General features: G+C 70.3%; 13 protein-coding genes. 11 read left to right on the top strand and 2 right to left on the bottom strand.

Annotated features, from left to right (window positions below; translation table 11 throughout):
• Positions 1–51: 51 nt before the first annotated feature.
• The 4 genes from D7V77_RS18885 (at position 52) to D7V77_RS18870 (ending at position 6,728) form a co-directional block, all read left to right on the top strand.
• Positions 52–1,647, top strand: a complete 1,596-nt coding sequence (locus D7V77_RS18885) for an FAD/NAD(P)-binding protein (protein WP_233597098.1) — start codon at positions 52–54, stop codon at positions 1,645–1,647.
• Positions 1,648–1,778: 131 nt separating this feature from the next.
• On the top strand, positions 1,779–3,065 hold the full coding sequence (locus D7V77_RS18880) for a hypothetical protein (RefSeq protein WP_120577677.1): 1,287 nt from the start codon (positions 1,779–1,781) through the stop codon (positions 3,063–3,065).
• 116 nt (positions 3,066–3,181) lie between these two features.
• Positions 3,182–5,413 carry a hypothetical protein gene (locus D7V77_RS18875; protein WP_147452099.1) on the top strand — a complete coding sequence of 744 codons (2,232 nt, stop codon included), beginning with the start codon at positions 3,182–3,184 and terminating at the stop codon, positions 5,411–5,413.
• A gap of 166 nt (positions 5,414–5,579) precedes the next feature.
• Positions 5,580–6,728 (top strand): bestrophin family protein, encoded by a 1,149-nt coding sequence (locus D7V77_RS18870; protein WP_120577675.1) that lies wholly within the window; start codon positions 5,580–5,582, stop codon positions 6,726–6,728.
• A gap of 12 nt (positions 6,729–6,740) precedes the next feature.
• Here D7V77_RS18870 and D7V77_RS18865 read toward each other — a convergent pair whose 3' ends face one another.
• Positions 6,741–7,529 carry a 2-keto-4-pentenoate hydratase gene (locus tag D7V77_RS18865; RefSeq protein ID WP_120577674.1) on the bottom strand — a complete coding sequence of 263 codons (789 nt, stop codon included), beginning with the start codon at positions 7,527–7,529 and terminating at the stop codon, positions 6,741–6,743.
• A gap of 183 nt (positions 7,530–7,712) precedes the next feature.
• On the opposite strand from D7V77_RS18865, the gene D7V77_RS18860 reads away from it, so the two are divergent.
• From D7V77_RS18860 to D7V77_RS18830, 7 genes are read left to right on the top strand one after another with little or no spacing between them, the layout of a single operon-like run.
• Positions 7,713–9,155: an aldehyde dehydrogenase gene (locus tag D7V77_RS18860; protein WP_120577673.1), complete on the top strand. Its 1,443-nt coding sequence runs from the start codon at positions 7,713–7,715 to the stop codon at positions 9,153–9,155.
• 16 nt (positions 9,156–9,171) lie between these two features.
• Positions 9,172–9,600 (top strand): RidA family protein, encoded by a 429-nt coding sequence (locus D7V77_RS18855; protein WP_014393721.1) that lies wholly within the window; start codon positions 9,172–9,174, stop codon positions 9,598–9,600.
• A 1-nt stretch (position 9,601) separates the two neighbouring features.
• A complete protein-coding gene (nbaC, locus tag D7V77_RS18850; protein ID WP_120577672.1) occupies positions 9,602–10,126 on the top strand; it encodes a 3-hydroxyanthranilate 3,4-dioxygenase in 525 nt (174 codons plus the stop codon).
• A complete protein-coding gene (locus D7V77_RS18845; protein WP_120577671.1) occupies positions 10,123–11,139 on the top strand; it encodes an amidohydrolase family protein in 1,017 nt (338 codons plus the stop codon). The genes nbaC and D7V77_RS18845 overlap by 4 nt, the downstream gene beginning before the upstream one ends.
• A complete protein-coding gene (gene kynU, locus D7V77_RS18840) occupies positions 11,136–12,413 on the top strand; it encodes a kynureninase (RefSeq protein WP_120577670.1) in 1,278 nt (425 codons plus the stop codon). The genes D7V77_RS18845 and kynU overlap by 4 nt, the downstream gene beginning before the upstream one ends.
• The gene (locus D7V77_RS18835) at positions 12,400–13,791 is read left to right on the top strand and encodes an NAD(P)/FAD-dependent oxidoreductase (RefSeq protein WP_120577669.1); all 1,392 of its coding nucleotides are present in this window, start codon (positions 12,400–12,402) and stop codon (positions 13,789–13,791) included. Before kynU ends, D7V77_RS18835 begins: the two co-directional genes overlap by 14 nt.
• Positions 13,781–14,506, top strand: coding sequence for an SDR family oxidoreductase (locus D7V77_RS18830; protein ID WP_304485874.1), 726 nt, complete (start codon positions 13,781–13,783; stop codon positions 14,504–14,506). The genes D7V77_RS18835 and D7V77_RS18830 overlap by 11 nt, the downstream gene beginning before the upstream one ends.
• On the opposite strand, the gene D7V77_RS18825 is transcribed toward D7V77_RS18830, so the two are convergent.
• Complete coding sequence (locus D7V77_RS18825) at positions 14,503–15,012, bottom strand: hypothetical protein (RefSeq protein ID WP_120577667.1); 510 nt, start codon at positions 15,010–15,012, stop codon at positions 14,503–14,505. The genes D7V77_RS18830 and D7V77_RS18825 overlap by 4 nt on opposite strands.
• Positions 15,013–15,073 lie beyond the last annotated feature (61 nt).

Genomic DNA, 15,073 nt, shown 5'->3' with positions numbered 1-15,073 from the left:
GCCCGAGGCGCACCAGGCGGTTTGAGGTCCGCCGGGCCCCGCCGTCACAGGGTGGGCCTGGAAGGCCAGGGGCCGTGGGCCTACGGACAATCCGAGCGGGTGGCGACGCTCGGGAGGGATGGCATCCGGGGGGGCCGGACCTACAATCGCGCGGTGAACTCCCGGCAGGACGTGATCATCATCGGCGCGGGCGCCAGCGGAACGCTGCTCGCGGCCTGTCTCTTGCGGGGCGCCCGTTCGCCCCTGCGCGTGGCCCTCGTGGAGCGGGGGGAGCGCCTGGGCCGGGGGGTCGCGTACTCCACCACCAGCGCGCGTCACCTGCTCAACGTCCCGGCCGGCCGCATGAGCGCCTGGGTCGACGACCCGGAGCACTTCCTTCGCTGGCTTCGCGTGGAGGCGCCGGACACGCCGCCATCCGCGTTCGCCGAGCGCCGCCGCTACGGCCAGTATCTGGAGTTCGTGCTGAAGGACACCGCCGCGAAGGCCGCGCCGGGCGTCCAGTTGGAGACGCCGCGCGACGAGGTGACCGCGGTGGAGGACACGGCGGACGGCGTGAAGGTGACGCTCGCGAGCGGCCAGAGCCTGGAGGCGAAGGGCGCCGTGCTGGCGCTGGGCAACGCGATGCCCGCGGACCTGCGCGTGCCGGACGGAGGGCTGTACGCGAGCGCGCGCTACCACCGCTCGCCGTGGGTGCCCGGCGCGCTGGAGGGCATCGGCTCCGGTGAGTCGGTGCTGCTCATTGGCACGGCGCTCACCATGGTGGACACGGTGCTGTCGCTGGGCGAGCGCGGTCACCAGGGCCCGGTGCACGCGCTGTCGCGCCATGGCCTGCTGCCGCACCCGCACCGCGCGCATGGCGCGAAGACGCCCGCGGCGGCGGAGCCCCTGCGCATCCGTGAGCTGTTGCGCTCGGTGCGCCGGGAGATGGACCGCTGTCGCGACGCGGAGACCGCCACGCAGGCCGCGTCCCCTTCCGCGGAGGGCGTGGTGCCGTTCAGCACGCTGCGCATCCGCGACGTGCTGCGCACGATGCGCCAGGAGGTCGACGCGCAGGCGGCGGCGGGCGCGGACTGGCGCGCGGCGGTGGACTCGCTGCGGCCGGTGACGACGCCGTTGTGGCAGCGACTGTCGGAGCAGGAGCGGCGGCGGTTCCTGCGCCACCTGCGGGCGTACTGGGAGGTGCACCGCCACCGCATGGCGCCGGAGATCCACGACGTGATGGACGCGTGGCGGCGCGAGGGGCGGCTGACGCTCCACTCGGGCCGAGTGCTCCGCTTCGAGTTGGAGCCGGACGCGGTGGCGGTCGACCTGCGTCCCCGGGGCGAGCGCGAGCCCCAGGTGCTGCGCGTGCAGCACGTCATCAACTGCACCGGCCCCGAGTCGAACCCGGCCTCGCGCGGCCAGCCCGTCCTGCGCGGCCTGCTGGAGGCGGGACAGGCTCGCGCGGACTCGCTGGGCATGGGGCTGGCGACGGCGCCCGACGGCGAGGTGCTGGACGCACGTGGACAGCCCTCCGCCCACCTCTTCACGCTGGGCCCGACGCGGCGGGGGGACCTGTGGGAAACCACAGCCGTACCTGAAATCCGTTCGCAGGCCCGCGACCTGGCGGAGCTCCTGCTGCGCCGGTTGAGCACGCCTGCCCGGTAGAGGACCTGACAGGCTCCATGACCTGGAGGTGAGGCTCCTGCTCGCCAGGCAACGTCGCCCTCGGAGGGTGGCTGTTGGGGGCCTGGCGTTTCGTGCGACATTCCAGGCCCCCCTCCTGGAGTTCCGTCCCGATGGCCTTGAAGCGCCCCCTCCCCGCCCTCATGGGAGGCGTGTCCCTGTCCGTCCTCGTGAGCCTCGGGGCGCTGGCGCACCAGCACCTGCGCACCGACGCGCTGGAGGAACGGCTCCTGCGCGAGGTGAACACGCTGACGCACGCGGAGCACCCGCGTCCGGCGCACATCACCGCCACGCGGCCCGGCACCTTCGGGGACGCGATGGTTCCGCTCCTGCCCGCGCTGCTCCAGCAGGCCCGCGCGACCCCGGCCCCCACCTCGGCGGAGGCCGCGACCCTGGAGGCCGTGACGGAAGGACGCGCTCCGGTGACGGACCTTCCCGCCTCCCGCCGTGAAGCCCTGGAGCAGGGCCTGCCTTTGATGCGGCGGGTGCTCGCCGCCACCCACGCGGAGTCCGGCGGCCTTCCGGAGGACCTGCGTCCCCTGTCCGGTCCGGAGGTGTCGCGGCGGGACGCGATGATCCACGCGCTTTGGCACGTGGTGGAGGACGCGGCGCTGGAGACGCGGCGGCTCGTGTCGCGGGGTGAAGCGGATCCCGCGGTGGACACGTGCCTGGACGCGCTCGCGCTGAGCCGGGAGCTGGCCCTGGGCGGCGGGCTCGTGGGACAGCGGCTGTCCGCGGCCGGCTATGCGCGCACGTGGCGGGCCTGCGCGGACGCAATCGACGCGGCCTCCCTGTCCCGCAAGCGTCAGGCCATCTCGCAGCTCACCCGGCTGCATGAGGGCTTCCCGCCGGTGTCCCTGATGCTGCACGAGGAGGCCGTCGCCGCGCAGCTCCACGCCTTCCGCGACCTGCTCTCCGACGACACCCGCGCCGAGCTGCCGCCCACGTGGTTCGACGCCCCCGAGCAGCCCGGAGCCCTGTCGCGCCGGCTCCAGTGGCGTCAGTGGGTGGAGGACGCGGACCGCCTCCTCGCCGTGGCGGATCAACCGGCCGAGGAGCGCCGCCGTTCGCTGGCGGCCCTGGAGACCCGGAAGGCCGGGGAGTACTTCCGCCAGGAGGAGGCTCCGTTGGTGCGCCTGTCTCCCGAGGACATGGAAGCGCTGGAGCTGCGCACGCTGCGCTCCGAAGCCCTCATCGCCCTGGCGGAGGTGGACGTGGCCCGCGCGGAGAAGGGCCAGTGGCCGCGCGCGCTCCCCACGCGGACGACGTCGCTGGTGCTGGAGCCCGTGGATGAAACCCAGGTCAGCATCCGCTCCTGCATCCCGGGGCTGATGCCCGACCCGCTGGTCGTGAAGGCGGACGGCACGCCCGCGCTCCAGCGGGTCCACGACGTGCCTTGAGCCGGTGACGGCGACTCCCTGGTGGGTCCGCTCGCGCCCGCTTCACGTCCGGCCTCCCACGTGGGACCGACCATGTAGGATGCGGCCTTTCCGTGGACGTCGGGGAGGGAGCCGTCATGTCGTGGAAGCTCGCGCTGCTGGACGAAGTGTCGAAGGTGCTACCGGATGCGCCGCTCAAGGGCTCGGACATCCGCGTGGAATTGCCGACCGCCAGCTATGCGCTGCCCGCGGGAGAGAAGCTGGGCTCCCTGACGTTCGCGTTCGACGTGTCCGCGCGCGGCTTCGTGGAAGGCTATGACGCCCCGGCGGACGTGGACGCGGCGGGCGTGGTGGGCGAGGCCCCCGGCGACGCGACGACGCAGCTGGCACCGGCGCTCGTCTATGGCGGCGACCAGGCGTGGCTCAAGTACGGCGTGGAGGCGCGCGTGAAGGCGGACGTCGGCTTCCCGCTGCCCTACGTGGCGCTCGCGGCCAACGGCGACGTGCGGGTGCTGCTCGCGGACTACCACCGGCACACGCAGGACACGAACGCTCGCGCCGCGCTGAAGAAGAACGCGCCGGAATTGCGGCTGCCCCTGCTCACGTCGTCGCTGGACAAGCTGGGCGTGGGTGACGCCATCGCCTTCCAGGCGCGCGGCGAGCTGTCCGTCACCGCGACGCTGGACTGGACGGACGTCTACACGTCCAACCTCCAGACGCTGACGAAGCTCTTGTCCGCCAGCACCATGATGGCCTTCGAGGCCAAGGCGGGCGCCACCGTGTCCGCCAAGGTGAAGGTGGTGGACGACTACGCCGTCGTCTTCTCCCGCCCCGCGGCCGGCCAGGTGCGCGTGCAGGTGAAGAAGGTGGTGGCGCGCGAGGCGGGCGTGACGGCCAGCCTGCACGTGGAGGCCAGCCTCACCGACCCGGCCGCCGTCGTCTCCCAGGTGGAGCACGTGCTCGAAGGGCTCCTGTCGGTGCCTTTGTCCGAGTTCGACTCCCTGATGACGAAGCTGGAAGCGCACACCCTGTCCGCGAACGAGACCAAGGTCCTGCGCATCATCCTGGACCGGCTGGGCTTCGGTGAGCTGGAGGCCAACACCACGGCGCTGCGAACGCAGTGGGAGAAGCTCCGCACGGACGTGCGCGGGCGCATCCAGGCGCTGGCGGAATCGAAGTTCGAAGCCGGCTTCCGCTACGAGTACCTGCGCCTGCGCGAGCAGACCACGCTCCTGTCCACCGTGTGCACCGACGCCCAGGCCCGAGCGCTGCACCCGCTGCTGGTGTCCGGACGGATGGACAGCGCGATGCAGCGCATGCAGGCCGAGGGCATGCCGCTGGAGCAGTGCCTGCTGAAGGAGGTCAACAAGGAGTCCAAGGCCTGGGGCTTCTCCCTGAAGCTGGGCAAGTGGGCGCTGGGCGGCAGCGACGTGCACGAGCTCACCCAGGTAGTGCAGCGCAACAGCCTGGAGAAGGAGTCGCCCCAGCGCGTCTCGTTCCTGGGCGTGCGCAGCTACAAGGGCACGCTGCTCACGCCGTACATGCGCTGGACCGCGGACTTCAAGGCGGACATGGCGGAGTTCCGCAAGTCGCCCACCGTCGCGGACTTCGACCTGGGCCTGTACCTGCTGCTGGCCCGTGACGCTCGCAAGCTGTCGGACGACGACCTGCGCCAGGCCGTGGACGAGGCCATCATCTGGGGCGCGCTGGATGACGCCGAGGAGGAGGAGGTCCTCAAGCGCATCCGCGACGCGTCCGGCGGCAAGGAGATTGAGACGCGGGTGGAGCTGAAGCTGGACAACCGGACGCTGCGCGACGTCATCACCCACGCGGCGGATCCGGACGCCTACTCCGCCTTCGCTCGCGCGCTGGCCCGGGCCCTGCCCTGGTACGGCGTGCCGTGCCGCGACCGGCCCACCGTGCGCGAGTCTGTCTACGCGCCCCTGTGGAAGGAGTACCTGGAACAGAACTGGTCCGCCGCCGTGGCCGCGAACATGGCCGGCGCGACCCTGAAGAAGAACCCGCTCGTCGGGCACTTCGCGTACATCGAAGGGCTGCTGGGCAACGGCATGCTGACGCTCGCGGAGGTCATCCAGAAGAACCCCGGCACCGTGTCCAAGTGGCACGACCTGCGCGCGGGCCTGCTGGACCTGCGCAACAGCGAGCAGCGCTCGCCCGCCGTCTTCAAGGGCGCGTTCAAGGCGCTGTCCCAGTCGTGGGCGCAGTCCTTCCACCTGAAGGCCACGGGCGCGTTCTTCCTGGAGCTGGCGTCGCGCGGCGGCAACGGCCTGGCCACCGTGGAGCGCACCTTCACCGTGACGGTGCCGGCGACGGGCGCGAGCATCGTCTTCTCCAAGTCGCGGGCCTGACGGGCGCACGCGTCCTTCGTCCGCTTCCGCACGCTCTCCGGGCGTGCGGAGGGGACTTGCGGCCGGACAGGGGGCGCGAAGGTGACGCGGCGCATTGCCGCTCCTCGGGGGCATCACTACATCCAACTCCTCACGCAGCACGCCCCGCGAAGAGGAGCCCCGGGAGATGATCGTCGGTCGGATGCTGTCCTGGCGGATCATCCTCCGCTACACGGGGCGCCCCGTCGTCGTCCATATCGCCATCGCGCTGGCCATCTCGCTGGGCTACGAGGTGCTGGACGCCAGGTGGCTGTCGGTGCCTGCGTTGCCGGTGACGCTGCTGGCCGCGGCGCTGGGCGTGCTGCTCGGCTTCCGCAACAACTCCGCCTACGAGCGCTGGTGGGAGGCGCGCACCATTTGGGGCGGGCTGGTGAACGCGTCGCGGACGCTGGCCCGGCAGGTGATCAGTTTCCTGCCCGCCCCTCGCGCCCAGCGCAGTGACGGGACGCCGGAGACACCCTCCGCCGCGTCGCGCCTGGTCCAGGTGGCCGTGCAACCGGAGGGGCCCGCGCTGGCGCCCGCCTGGTCCAAAGTGGGTGACGGCGCGGTGCGGGACCAGCTCGGCCAGGCGCGCGACCTGCGCGGTCCCAGCATCCCGCGCGCGAACCTGGCCACGTTCGTCCATCCGGCCGTGGAGTCACCCCGGGGCATCATCACCGGCATGTTCGAGGGCATCACCGAGGACGCGCGCGAGCTGGTCTACGCGCAGATTGGCTTCGTGAACGCGCTGCGCTGCCACCTGCGGCGGCAGGACCCCTTCCCGGAAATCACCCCGTACTTCCGGCCGTCCGTGCTGGAGGCGCTGCGCGTGGAGCAGAACGTGCCCGCCGCCATCCTGCTGTGGATGAGCACGCGCATGCGCCGCGTGTACAGCGACATCGAGCACCCGGAGAAGGTCTACCTGCGCGTGGCGATGGACGCGACGCTCACGGAGCTCACCAACTACCTGGGCGCGTGCGAGCGCATCAAGAACACGCCCCTGCCCCGCCAGTACGACATCCTTCCGCACGCCATGGTGCGCGCCTACCTCACCATGCTGCCCCTGGGCGTCGTCGCGGACCTGGGCGTGCTCACGCCGCTCATCACCGCCATCATCGCGTTCCTCTTCATCGCCCTGGACGCGGTGGGCCGCGACGTGGAGAACCCCTTCGAGGACGGCGTCAGCGACACGCCCATGACGGCGCTGTGCCGCACCATCGAGATCAACCTGCGGCAGATGCTGGGCGAATCCGAGCTGCCGCCGCCGCTCCAGCCGAAGAACGGCCTGCTGTACTGAGGCGTCGCCGGACTATGGCGCCGCCGTCACTTCCACCGTGCCCAGCCCGTCCACGGTCAGCCGCACGTGGTCGCCGGGCTTCATCAGGTAGGCGGCGGTGGCCGCGCCGGACAGCACCAGGCTTCCCGCGGGCAGCACCTGACCGCGCTCCGCGAGCAGCGCGCACAGCTGGATGAGGGACACCACCGGGTCGCCAGAGATGGCGTCCGAGCGCGCCTCGCCCTCCACCTTGCCGTTCACCTCCATGCGCATCTGGAGCTTCGTCAGGTCCAGTTCGCGCGGGGCGCGCTCCAGGGTGCCCGGCACGAACAGCGATGACGACGCGTTGTCCGCCACCACGTCCGGCAGGCTGAAGTACTTGAAGCCCACGAAGCGCGAGTCCAGCACCTCCATCGCCGCGAAGACCGCGTCGCACGCGTCCAGCACTTCATCCCGCGTCACGGTGCCCTTGAGTTCCTTCGACGTGCGGAAGGCGATCTCCGGTTCGATGCGCGGGTGGATGCCCGCGCCCACGCGCACCACGCCGCCGGGCTGCACGCGCATCCGGTCCGTGAGCACGCCGAAGATGGGCGAGCCCAGGTTCATCTGCTGGCGCTTCGCCTCCGACGTGAAGCCCATCTTCAGGCCCACCACCCGCTCACCCTGGGCCTCGCGCAGCCGGATGCCCTCCGCCTGCACCGCGTAACCGTCCGGCACGGTCAGGGTCGGGTGCGCGTGCGACAGGGGCGGTATCTCTCGCCGCTCGCGCCGCGCCGCGTCCAGGATTCCAGCCAGGGCCGCTACATCCACAGTCGAGGTCATGCGCGAATCTTTTCCATGCCCGGCCCGCAATTCCACCAAGGATTCACCAGTGGAGCGGGTCCCGGAGACGCTGGGAGCCAGACGGCCGCGCAAGCGAGCGCCATCCGACGCCGACTGTTCGGAATCCTGGAGGCCGCGGACGGCCGCGACATACATTGCCGCGTCTCCTTGGAGGGCGCGCCCGTGGAAAAGGTCCTCAACTACATCGGTGGCGAGCTGGTGCCCGCGGCGGGCGGCCAGTGGCTGGACAAGCCGGAGCCCGCGACGGGCCAGCTCTACGCGCACGTGCCGGACTCGCGCGAGGTGGACGTGCAGTCCGCCGTGGAGGCCGCGGGCCGGGCCTTCCCCGCGTGGGCCGCCCTGCCGGCGATGGAGCGCTCGCGGTACCTGCGCCGCATCGCCGGCCTCATCCACGAGCGCCTGGACGCCTTCGCGCGCGCGGAGTCCATCGACACGGGCAAGCCGCTGGCGGTGGCCCGCACGGTGGACATCCCGCGCAGCGTGCTCAACTTCGAGTTCTTCGCGGACGCGGCGACGCAGTTCTCCAGTGAAGCGCACCCCATGGACGGCGTGGCGCTCAACTACACGCTGCGCTCGCCGCTGGGCGTGGTGGGCTGCATCTCGCCGTGGAACCTGCCGCTGTATCTGCTCACGTGGAAGATTGCCCCCGCGCTGGCGGCGGGCAACTGCGTGGTGGCCAAGCCGTCGGAGGTGACGCCGATGACGGCCTTCCTCCTGTCGCAGGTGTGCCGCGACGCGGGGCTGCCACCGGGCGTGCTCAACCTGGTGCACGGCCTGGGGCCTCACGTCGGTGGGCCCCTCACGCGCCACCCGGAGGTGAGCGCCATCTCCTTCACCGGCAGCACGCGCACGGGCGCGGAGATTGCTCGCGTGGCCGCGCCCGCGTTCAAGAAGCTGTCCCTGGAGATGGGCGGGAAGAACCCCAACGTCATCTTCGCGGACTGCGACTTCGACGACGCGCTGGCCACCACGCTGCGCTCGTCGTTCGCGAACCAGGGGCAGATCTGCCTGTGCGGCCCGCGCATCTTCGTGCAGCGCTCGCTGTATCCGCGCTTCAAGGAAGCGCTGGTCGCGCGCACGAAGGCCCTCAAGGTGGGCGACCCGCTGGTGGACGGCACGGACCAGGGCGCGCTCGTGTCGCGCGAGCACTTCGAGAAGGTGATGGGCTACATCACGCTCGCGAAGCAGGAGGGCGGCAACATCCTCACCGGCGGCCAGCGCGCGAGCGTGCCCGGCCGCTGCGCGAACGGCTGGTTCATCGAGCCCACGCTGGTGGAGGGCCTCGCCCCCACGTGCCGCACGAACCAGGAGGAGATCTTCGGTCCGGTGGCGACCATCATGCCCTTCGACGACGAGGAGGAGGTGCTGTCGTGGGCCAACTCCACGCGCTACGGGCTGGCGGGCAGCGTGTGGACGAAGGACCTGGCGCGCGCGCACCGGTTCGCGTCCCGGCTGCACAGCGGCATCGTCTGGGTGAACACCTGGATGCTGCGCGACCTGCGCACGCCGTTTGGTGGCGTGAAGGAATCCGGCGTGGGGCGCGAGGGCGGCTGGGACGCGCTGCGCTTCTTCACCGAGCCCAAGAACGTCTGCATCAAGCTTTGAGCGGGGAGAGCCACACGTGAGCGCTGGCGAGCGGATCGATTCGAAGAAGGCCCCGGAGCCGGTGGGGCTCTATCCCCATGCGCGCCGTGTGGGGAATCTCTTGTTCCTCTCCGGCGTGGGCCCGCGCGAGCGCGGCAGCAAGGCCATTCCGGGCGTGGAGCTGGACGCGGCGGGGAACATCGTCTCGTACGACATCGAGACGCAGTGCCACTCCGTGTTCCGCAACGTGCGCTACATCCTGGAGGACGCGGGCTCGTCGTGGGAGCGGCTGGTGGACGTGACGGTGTACCTCACGGACATGAAGCGGGACTTCCCCACGTACAACCGGCTGTGGGCGGAGTACTTCAAGGACAACCCGCCGTGCCGCACCACGCTGGAAATCAACGCGCTGCCCACGCCCATCGCGATTGAACTCAAGTGCATCGCCACCATTGGAGACGAGTGACATGGGCCGACTGACCCCCATCAACTTCAAGAAGTGGATCGACGAGCACCGCCCCCTGCTCAAGCCGCCCGTGGGCAACCAGCAGGTGTGGGAGGACCGGGACTTCATGGTCACGGTGGTGGGCGGGCCCAACTCGCGCACGGACTTCCACGTCAACGAGGGCGAGGAGTTCTTCTACCAACTGGAGGGCGACATCACCCTGCGCGTCATCGACGACGGCCAGGTGCAGGACGTCCCCATCCGCGAGGGCGAAATCTTCCTGCTGCCGCCCAAGGTGCCGCACTCGCCGCAGCGGCCCGCGGGCACCATCGGCCTGGTGCTGGAGCGCCGCCGCCAGCCGCAGGAGCTGGATTCGTTCCTGTGGCTGTGCCCGAAGTGCGGCGAGAAGCTCTATGAGGAGTCGCTGCACGTCACCAACCTGGTGACGCAGCTGCCGCCGGTGTTCGAGCACTTCTACGGCAACCCCGAGAACTGCACGTGCAAGAAGTGCGGCACGAAGGTGGCGCGGGGTGGTGCGCCCAAGTGAAGGTCGACATCCACACGCACCTCCTCCCCCCGGAGCTGCCCCGCTTCGCCGAGCGCTTCGGCTACGGCGGCTTCATCGCGCTGGACCACCACGCGCCCTGCCGCGCGCGGATGATGCGGGACGACGGGAAGTTCTTCCGCGAGATTGAAAGCAACTGCTGGGACCCGAAGCAGCGCGTCGTGGAATGCGACGCGCACGGCGTCCAGGTGCAGGTGCTGTCCACGGTGCCGGTGCTGTTCAGCTATTGGGCGAAGCCGCAGGACGGCCTGGAGGTGGCGCGCTTCCTCAACGACCACCTGGCCGGCGCGGTGGCGACAGCGCCGAAGCGCTTCGTGGGCCTGGGCACGGTGCCGCTCCAATCCACCGACCTGGCGGTCAAGGAATTGGAGCGCTGCGTGCGCACGCTGGGGTTCGCGGGCGTGCAGATTGGCAGCCACGTCAATGACCTGAACCTGTCCGACCCGGCCCTCTTCCCCTTCTTCCAGGCGGCGAGCGACCTGGGCGCGGCCGTCTTCGTGCACCCGTGGGACATGATGGGTGAGGCGAAGATGGCGAAGTACTGGCTGCCGTGGCTGGTGGGGATGCCGGCGGAGGTGTCGCTGGCCATCTGCTCGCTCATCTTCGGCGGGGTGATGGAGCGGCTGCCGAAGCTGCGGCTCGCGTTCGCGCACGGCGGCGGCGCGTTCCCCGGCACGCTGGGCCGCATCCAGCACGGCTTCGAGGTTCGCCCGGATCTGGTGGCCGTGGACAACAAGGTCGCGCCGCGCGACTACCTGGGAAGGTTCTGGGTGGACTCGCTGGTGCACGACGCGGAGACGCTGCGCGGCATCGTGAAGCTGTTCGGCGCGGACAAGGTGGCGCTGGGCAGTGACTATCCCTTCCCGCTGGGCGAGGAGCGGCCCGGCACGCTCATCGAGTCGCTGACGGACCTGGCGCCTTCCGTGCGCGAGCGGTTGCTGTCCCGAAATGCCCTGGATTGGCTGGGGCGCTCGCACGAGGACTTCGCACCATGACGGCCCCTGTCTACGAGAACACCGATGTGTTCGCCTACGGCCTGGACGCAGCGGATCCGCTGAGGCCCCTGCGCGACGAGTTCCTCTTCCCCCCGGCCGCGTCTGGCGCGCCGGCCATCTACCTGGCGGGCAATTCGCTGGGGCTGCAGCCGCGCAAGGCGCGCAAGTACGTGCAGATGGAGATGGAGGACTGGGAGCGGCTGGGCGTGGAGGGCCACGTGCACGGCCGCCACCCGTGGCTTCCCTACCACGAGCAGCTCACCGACATGGTGGCGCGGGTGGTGGGAGCGCAGCCGCAGGAAGTCGTGGTGATGAACACCCTGTCGGTGAACCTGCACCTGATGATGGTGTCGTTCTACCGGCCCACGCGTGAGCGCTTCAAAATCCTGATTGAAGGCGGCGCCTTCCCGTCGGACCAATACGCGGTGGCGTCTCAGGCGCGCTTCCACGGCTACGACCCGAAGGAGGCCATCGTCCGGCTGATGCCCCGCGAGGGCGAGGACACGCTGCGCTCCGAGGACATCCTGGAGGCCATCGAGCGGCACGGGAAGGAGCTCGCGCTGGTGATGCTGGGCAGCGTGAACTACCTCACCGGGCAGGCGTTCGACCTGCGCGAGATTACGCGCGTGGCGCACGCGCAGGGCTGCAAGGTGGGCTTCGACCTGGCGCACGGGGCGGGCAACCTGAAGCTGTCGCTGCACGACGACGGGCCGGACTTCGCGGTGTGGTGTTCGTACAAGTACCTCAACGGCGGACCGGGCAGCCTGGGTGGCGTGTTCGTGCACGAGCGGCACGCGCATTCACCGCAACTGCCGCGCTTCGAGGGCTGGTGGGGGCACAACAAGGCCACGCGCTTCGAGATGGGGCCCACGTTCGACCCGCTGCCGGGCGCGGAGGGGTGGCAGCTGTCCAATCCGCCCATCTTCCAGCTGGCGGCGCTGCGTTCCTCGCTGGAGCTGTTCGACAGGGCAACGATGGCGGCCCTGCGCGCGAAGAGCGACCAGATGACGGGCTACCTGGAGTTCCTGCTGGACCGGCTGCCCGTGGGGTACGTCAGCATCACCACGCCGCGAGATTTGAAGCAGCGTGGGGCGCAGCTGTCCCTGCGCTTCAAGGGCGAGCCGAAGCGGCTGCTCCAGCGGCTGTCCGCGGCCGGCATCATCTGCGACTTCCGCGAGCCGGACATCATCCGCGCCGCGCCCGCGCCCCTCTACAACACGTACCTGGACGTCTTCCGCTTCGTGAAGGCGCTGGAGGCCCATGCCCTCGAATGAGTCGAAGCTGACGGTGGTGGGAGCGGGCCTGGTGGGTTCGCTGCTCTCGCTGTACCTGGCCCGCCGGGGCCACACGGTGGAGGTGCTGGAGCGCCGGGCGGACATGCGCCGCGAGACGCTGGACGCGGGGCGCTCCATCAACCTGGCCATCTCCACGCGCGGCCTGCACGCCTTGCGGCAGGTGGGCCTGGAGGAGGAGGCGCTGAAGCACGCCATCCCCATGCGCGGGCGGGTCATCCACCCGGTGAAGGGCGGGCTGGCCTTCCAGCCGTATGGGAAGGATGACTCGCAGCACATCAACTCCCTGTCACGCGGCTGGCTGAACAAGTTCCTGATGACGCAGGCGGAGGCCACGGGGCGCGTGTCCATCCGCTTCCGGCAGCGGGTGACGCAGGCGGATCCGGCGGCGGGGGCGCTCACGGTGCTGGATGAGGCCACGGGCGCGACGCGGGAGGTCCGCGACGCGGTGGTGTTCGGCACGGACGGCTCGGGTTCGGCGGTGCGGCAGGCGCTGCAATCGCAGACGGGTTCCCAGGCGGACTCGCAGACGCTGGGGCATGGCTACAAGGAGCTGACGATTCCACCGGGCGAGGGCGGGCGCTTCCAGATGGAGAAGCACGCGCTGCACATCTGGCCGCGCGGCACGTACATGCTCATCGCGCTGCCGAATGAAGACGGCAGCTTCACGTGCACGCTGTTCCTGCCGTGGGAGGGGCCGGTGAGCTTCGCGTCGCTCCACACGCCCGCCGCGCTGGAGGCGTTCTTCCAGGAGCAGTTCCCGGACGCGAAGGCGCTGATTCCGGGGCTGGTGGAGGAGTTCTTCTCCCGGCCCACCGGACAGATGGTGACGGTGAAGTGCGCGCCGTGGCACGTGGGAGGAAGCACGCTGCTGCTGGGTGACGCGGCGCACGCGATGGTCCCCTTCTACGGACAGGGGATGAACTGCGGCTTCGAGGACTGCGTGGTGCTGGACTCGCTGCTGGAGCGGCGGACGGACTGGGCGGCCGCGTTCGACGCGTTCGAGCGGCTGCGCAAGACGAACGCGGACGCCATCGCGGACATGGCGGTGGAGAACTTCATCGAGATGCGCGACAGCACGGCGGATCCGCGCTTCCTGTTGGAGAAGGGCGTGGAGAAGGTGCTGCTCAACGCGTTCCCGGGCGAGTTCGTCAGCCGCTACTCGCTGGTGAGCTTCAGCCGCGTGCCCTACCGGCTGGCGTACGGCGTGGGCGCAATCGCGGGCGGCATCGTGTCGGAGCTGGCTCGAGAGCTGAAGCGGCCGGAGGACGTGGACCTGGACCTGGCGGCGAAGCTGATTCGCGGCCGGCTGACCCCTTTCATGGAGGAGCACGCGGATGGATTTCGGCTTGAAGGGTAGGCGGGCGCTGGTGACGGGCGCGTCATCGGGGCTGGGGCGCGCCATCGCGGACACGCTGGTGAAGGAGCGCGCGACGGTGGCGGTGTCCTCGCGAGGCGGGGAGAAGCTCCAGAAGGCAGCGAAGGAGCTGGGCGCGGCGCTGGCGGTGCCGTGTGATTTGACTCAGCCGGGGGCCGCGCGTGGGTTGGTCCGCGAGGTGACCGAGAAGCTGGGCGGCCTGGACGTGCTGGTGGTGAACGCGGGAGGCCCGCCGTCCGGAGGCTTCGAGTCCATCACGGTGGAGCAATGGCAGACAGGGTTCCAGAGCCTGTGGCTGGCCACGGTGGATGCGATTCAAGAAGCGCTGCCGGGCATGAAGGCACAGGGCTGGGGCCGCATCGTGCTGGTGACGTCCACGGCGGCGCGCGAGGCGATGAACAACCTCACGGTGTCCAACGGCCTGCGCGCGGGATTGCTGGGGCTGGTGAAGACCCTGAGCAATGAAGTGGCGCCGTATGGAATCACGGTGAACGCGGCGCTGCCGGGCTACCACGCGACGGACCGGATGAAGGACCTGGGCCTGTCCGACGAGAAGGTGGCGCCGAACATCCCCGCGAGGCGGCTGGGCAGGCCGGAGGAGTTCGCGGCGCTGGTGACGTTCCTGGCGTCGGAGCCGGCCGCGTATATCAGCGGCCAGTCCATTGCCTGCGACGGTGGAGCGCTGAAGGGCTTCTAGGGTCCCATGTGCACAATCAGGTAGAGCAGGCACGTGCCGGCACCCACGGACAATGACACGGCCCACACCGCTGCCGAGGAGATGGCTCGCAGCAGTCCGTAGGCGCCCAACAGCGCCGCGGACACGAGCCATCCTCCGAAGAAGCAGGACACGAACGCGAGCGACGTGAGCCAGTACGACAGGTCGCAGTTCGAGCCCAGGCATTCGCCGAACGGCAGTGGCAGTGAGTACTTGTCGAGGACGACGGCCACGGCCCCGAGCCCCGAGAGCAGCGCCCCCGCCAACGACAGCCACCGCCATGCCTTCCCGGAGAGCGTGAAGGCATCTTGACTCCGCCATCCCGGCGCTCGCCGCGCGGTGAAGATGACGAGGGCCAGCAGGCCCAGTCCCAGCACCAGCGCCACCGGGAGCGCGGCGCGTCCGCGAAACGCCGTCGCCAGCATCGACAGACCGAAGAGGACGGAACCCAGAAGCAGGGCGGCGAAGAGCGCGAGGCGTGAGATCATCAGGGCGGTTATATGCCGACTCAGCCGCGTGGCTCAGCGGACAGCCCGCCCCCTGAGACGA

It is taken from the genome of Corallococcus sp. CA041A (assembly GCF_003612075.1).
GTDB classification, from domain to species: Bacteria; Myxococcota; Myxococcia; order Myxococcales; family Myxococcaceae; genus Corallococcus; species Corallococcus exiguus.
Note: the sequence above shows the minus strand (reverse complement) of the source record. Positions and strands in the feature narration are given on the sequence as shown.

Excerpts from the sequence above, each read along its gene's own strand:
- D7V77_RS18880 (WP_120577677.1), top strand. The coding sequence starts at position 1,779 with ATGGCCTTGAAGCGCCCCCTCCCCGCCCTCATGGGAGGCGTGTCCCTG.
- D7V77_RS18875 (WP_147452099.1), top strand. The coding sequence starts at position 3,182 with ATGTCGTGGAAGCTCGCGCTGCTGGACGAAGTGTCGAAGGTGCTACCG.
- D7V77_RS18870 (WP_120577675.1), top strand. The coding sequence starts at position 5,580 with ATGATCGTCGGTCGGATGCTGTCCTGGCGGATCATCCTCCGCTACACG.
- D7V77_RS18865 (WP_120577674.1), bottom strand. The coding sequence starts at position 7,529 with ATGACCTCGACTGTGGATGTAGCGGCCCTGGCTGGAATCCTGGACGCG.
- nbaC (WP_120577672.1), top strand. The coding sequence starts at position 9,602 with ATGGGCCGACTGACCCCCATCAACTTCAAGAAGTGGATCGACGAGCAC.
- kynU (WP_120577670.1), top strand. The coding sequence starts at position 11,136 with ATGACGGCCCCTGTCTACGAGAACACCGATGTGTTCGCCTACGGCCTG.
- D7V77_RS18835 (WP_120577669.1), top strand. The coding sequence starts at position 12,400 with ATGCCCTCGAATGAGTCGAAGCTGACGGTGGTGGGAGCGGGCCTGGTG.
- D7V77_RS18825 (WP_120577667.1), bottom strand. The coding sequence starts at position 15,012 with ATGATCTCACGCCTCGCGCTCTTCGCCGCCCTGCTTCTGGGTTCCGTC.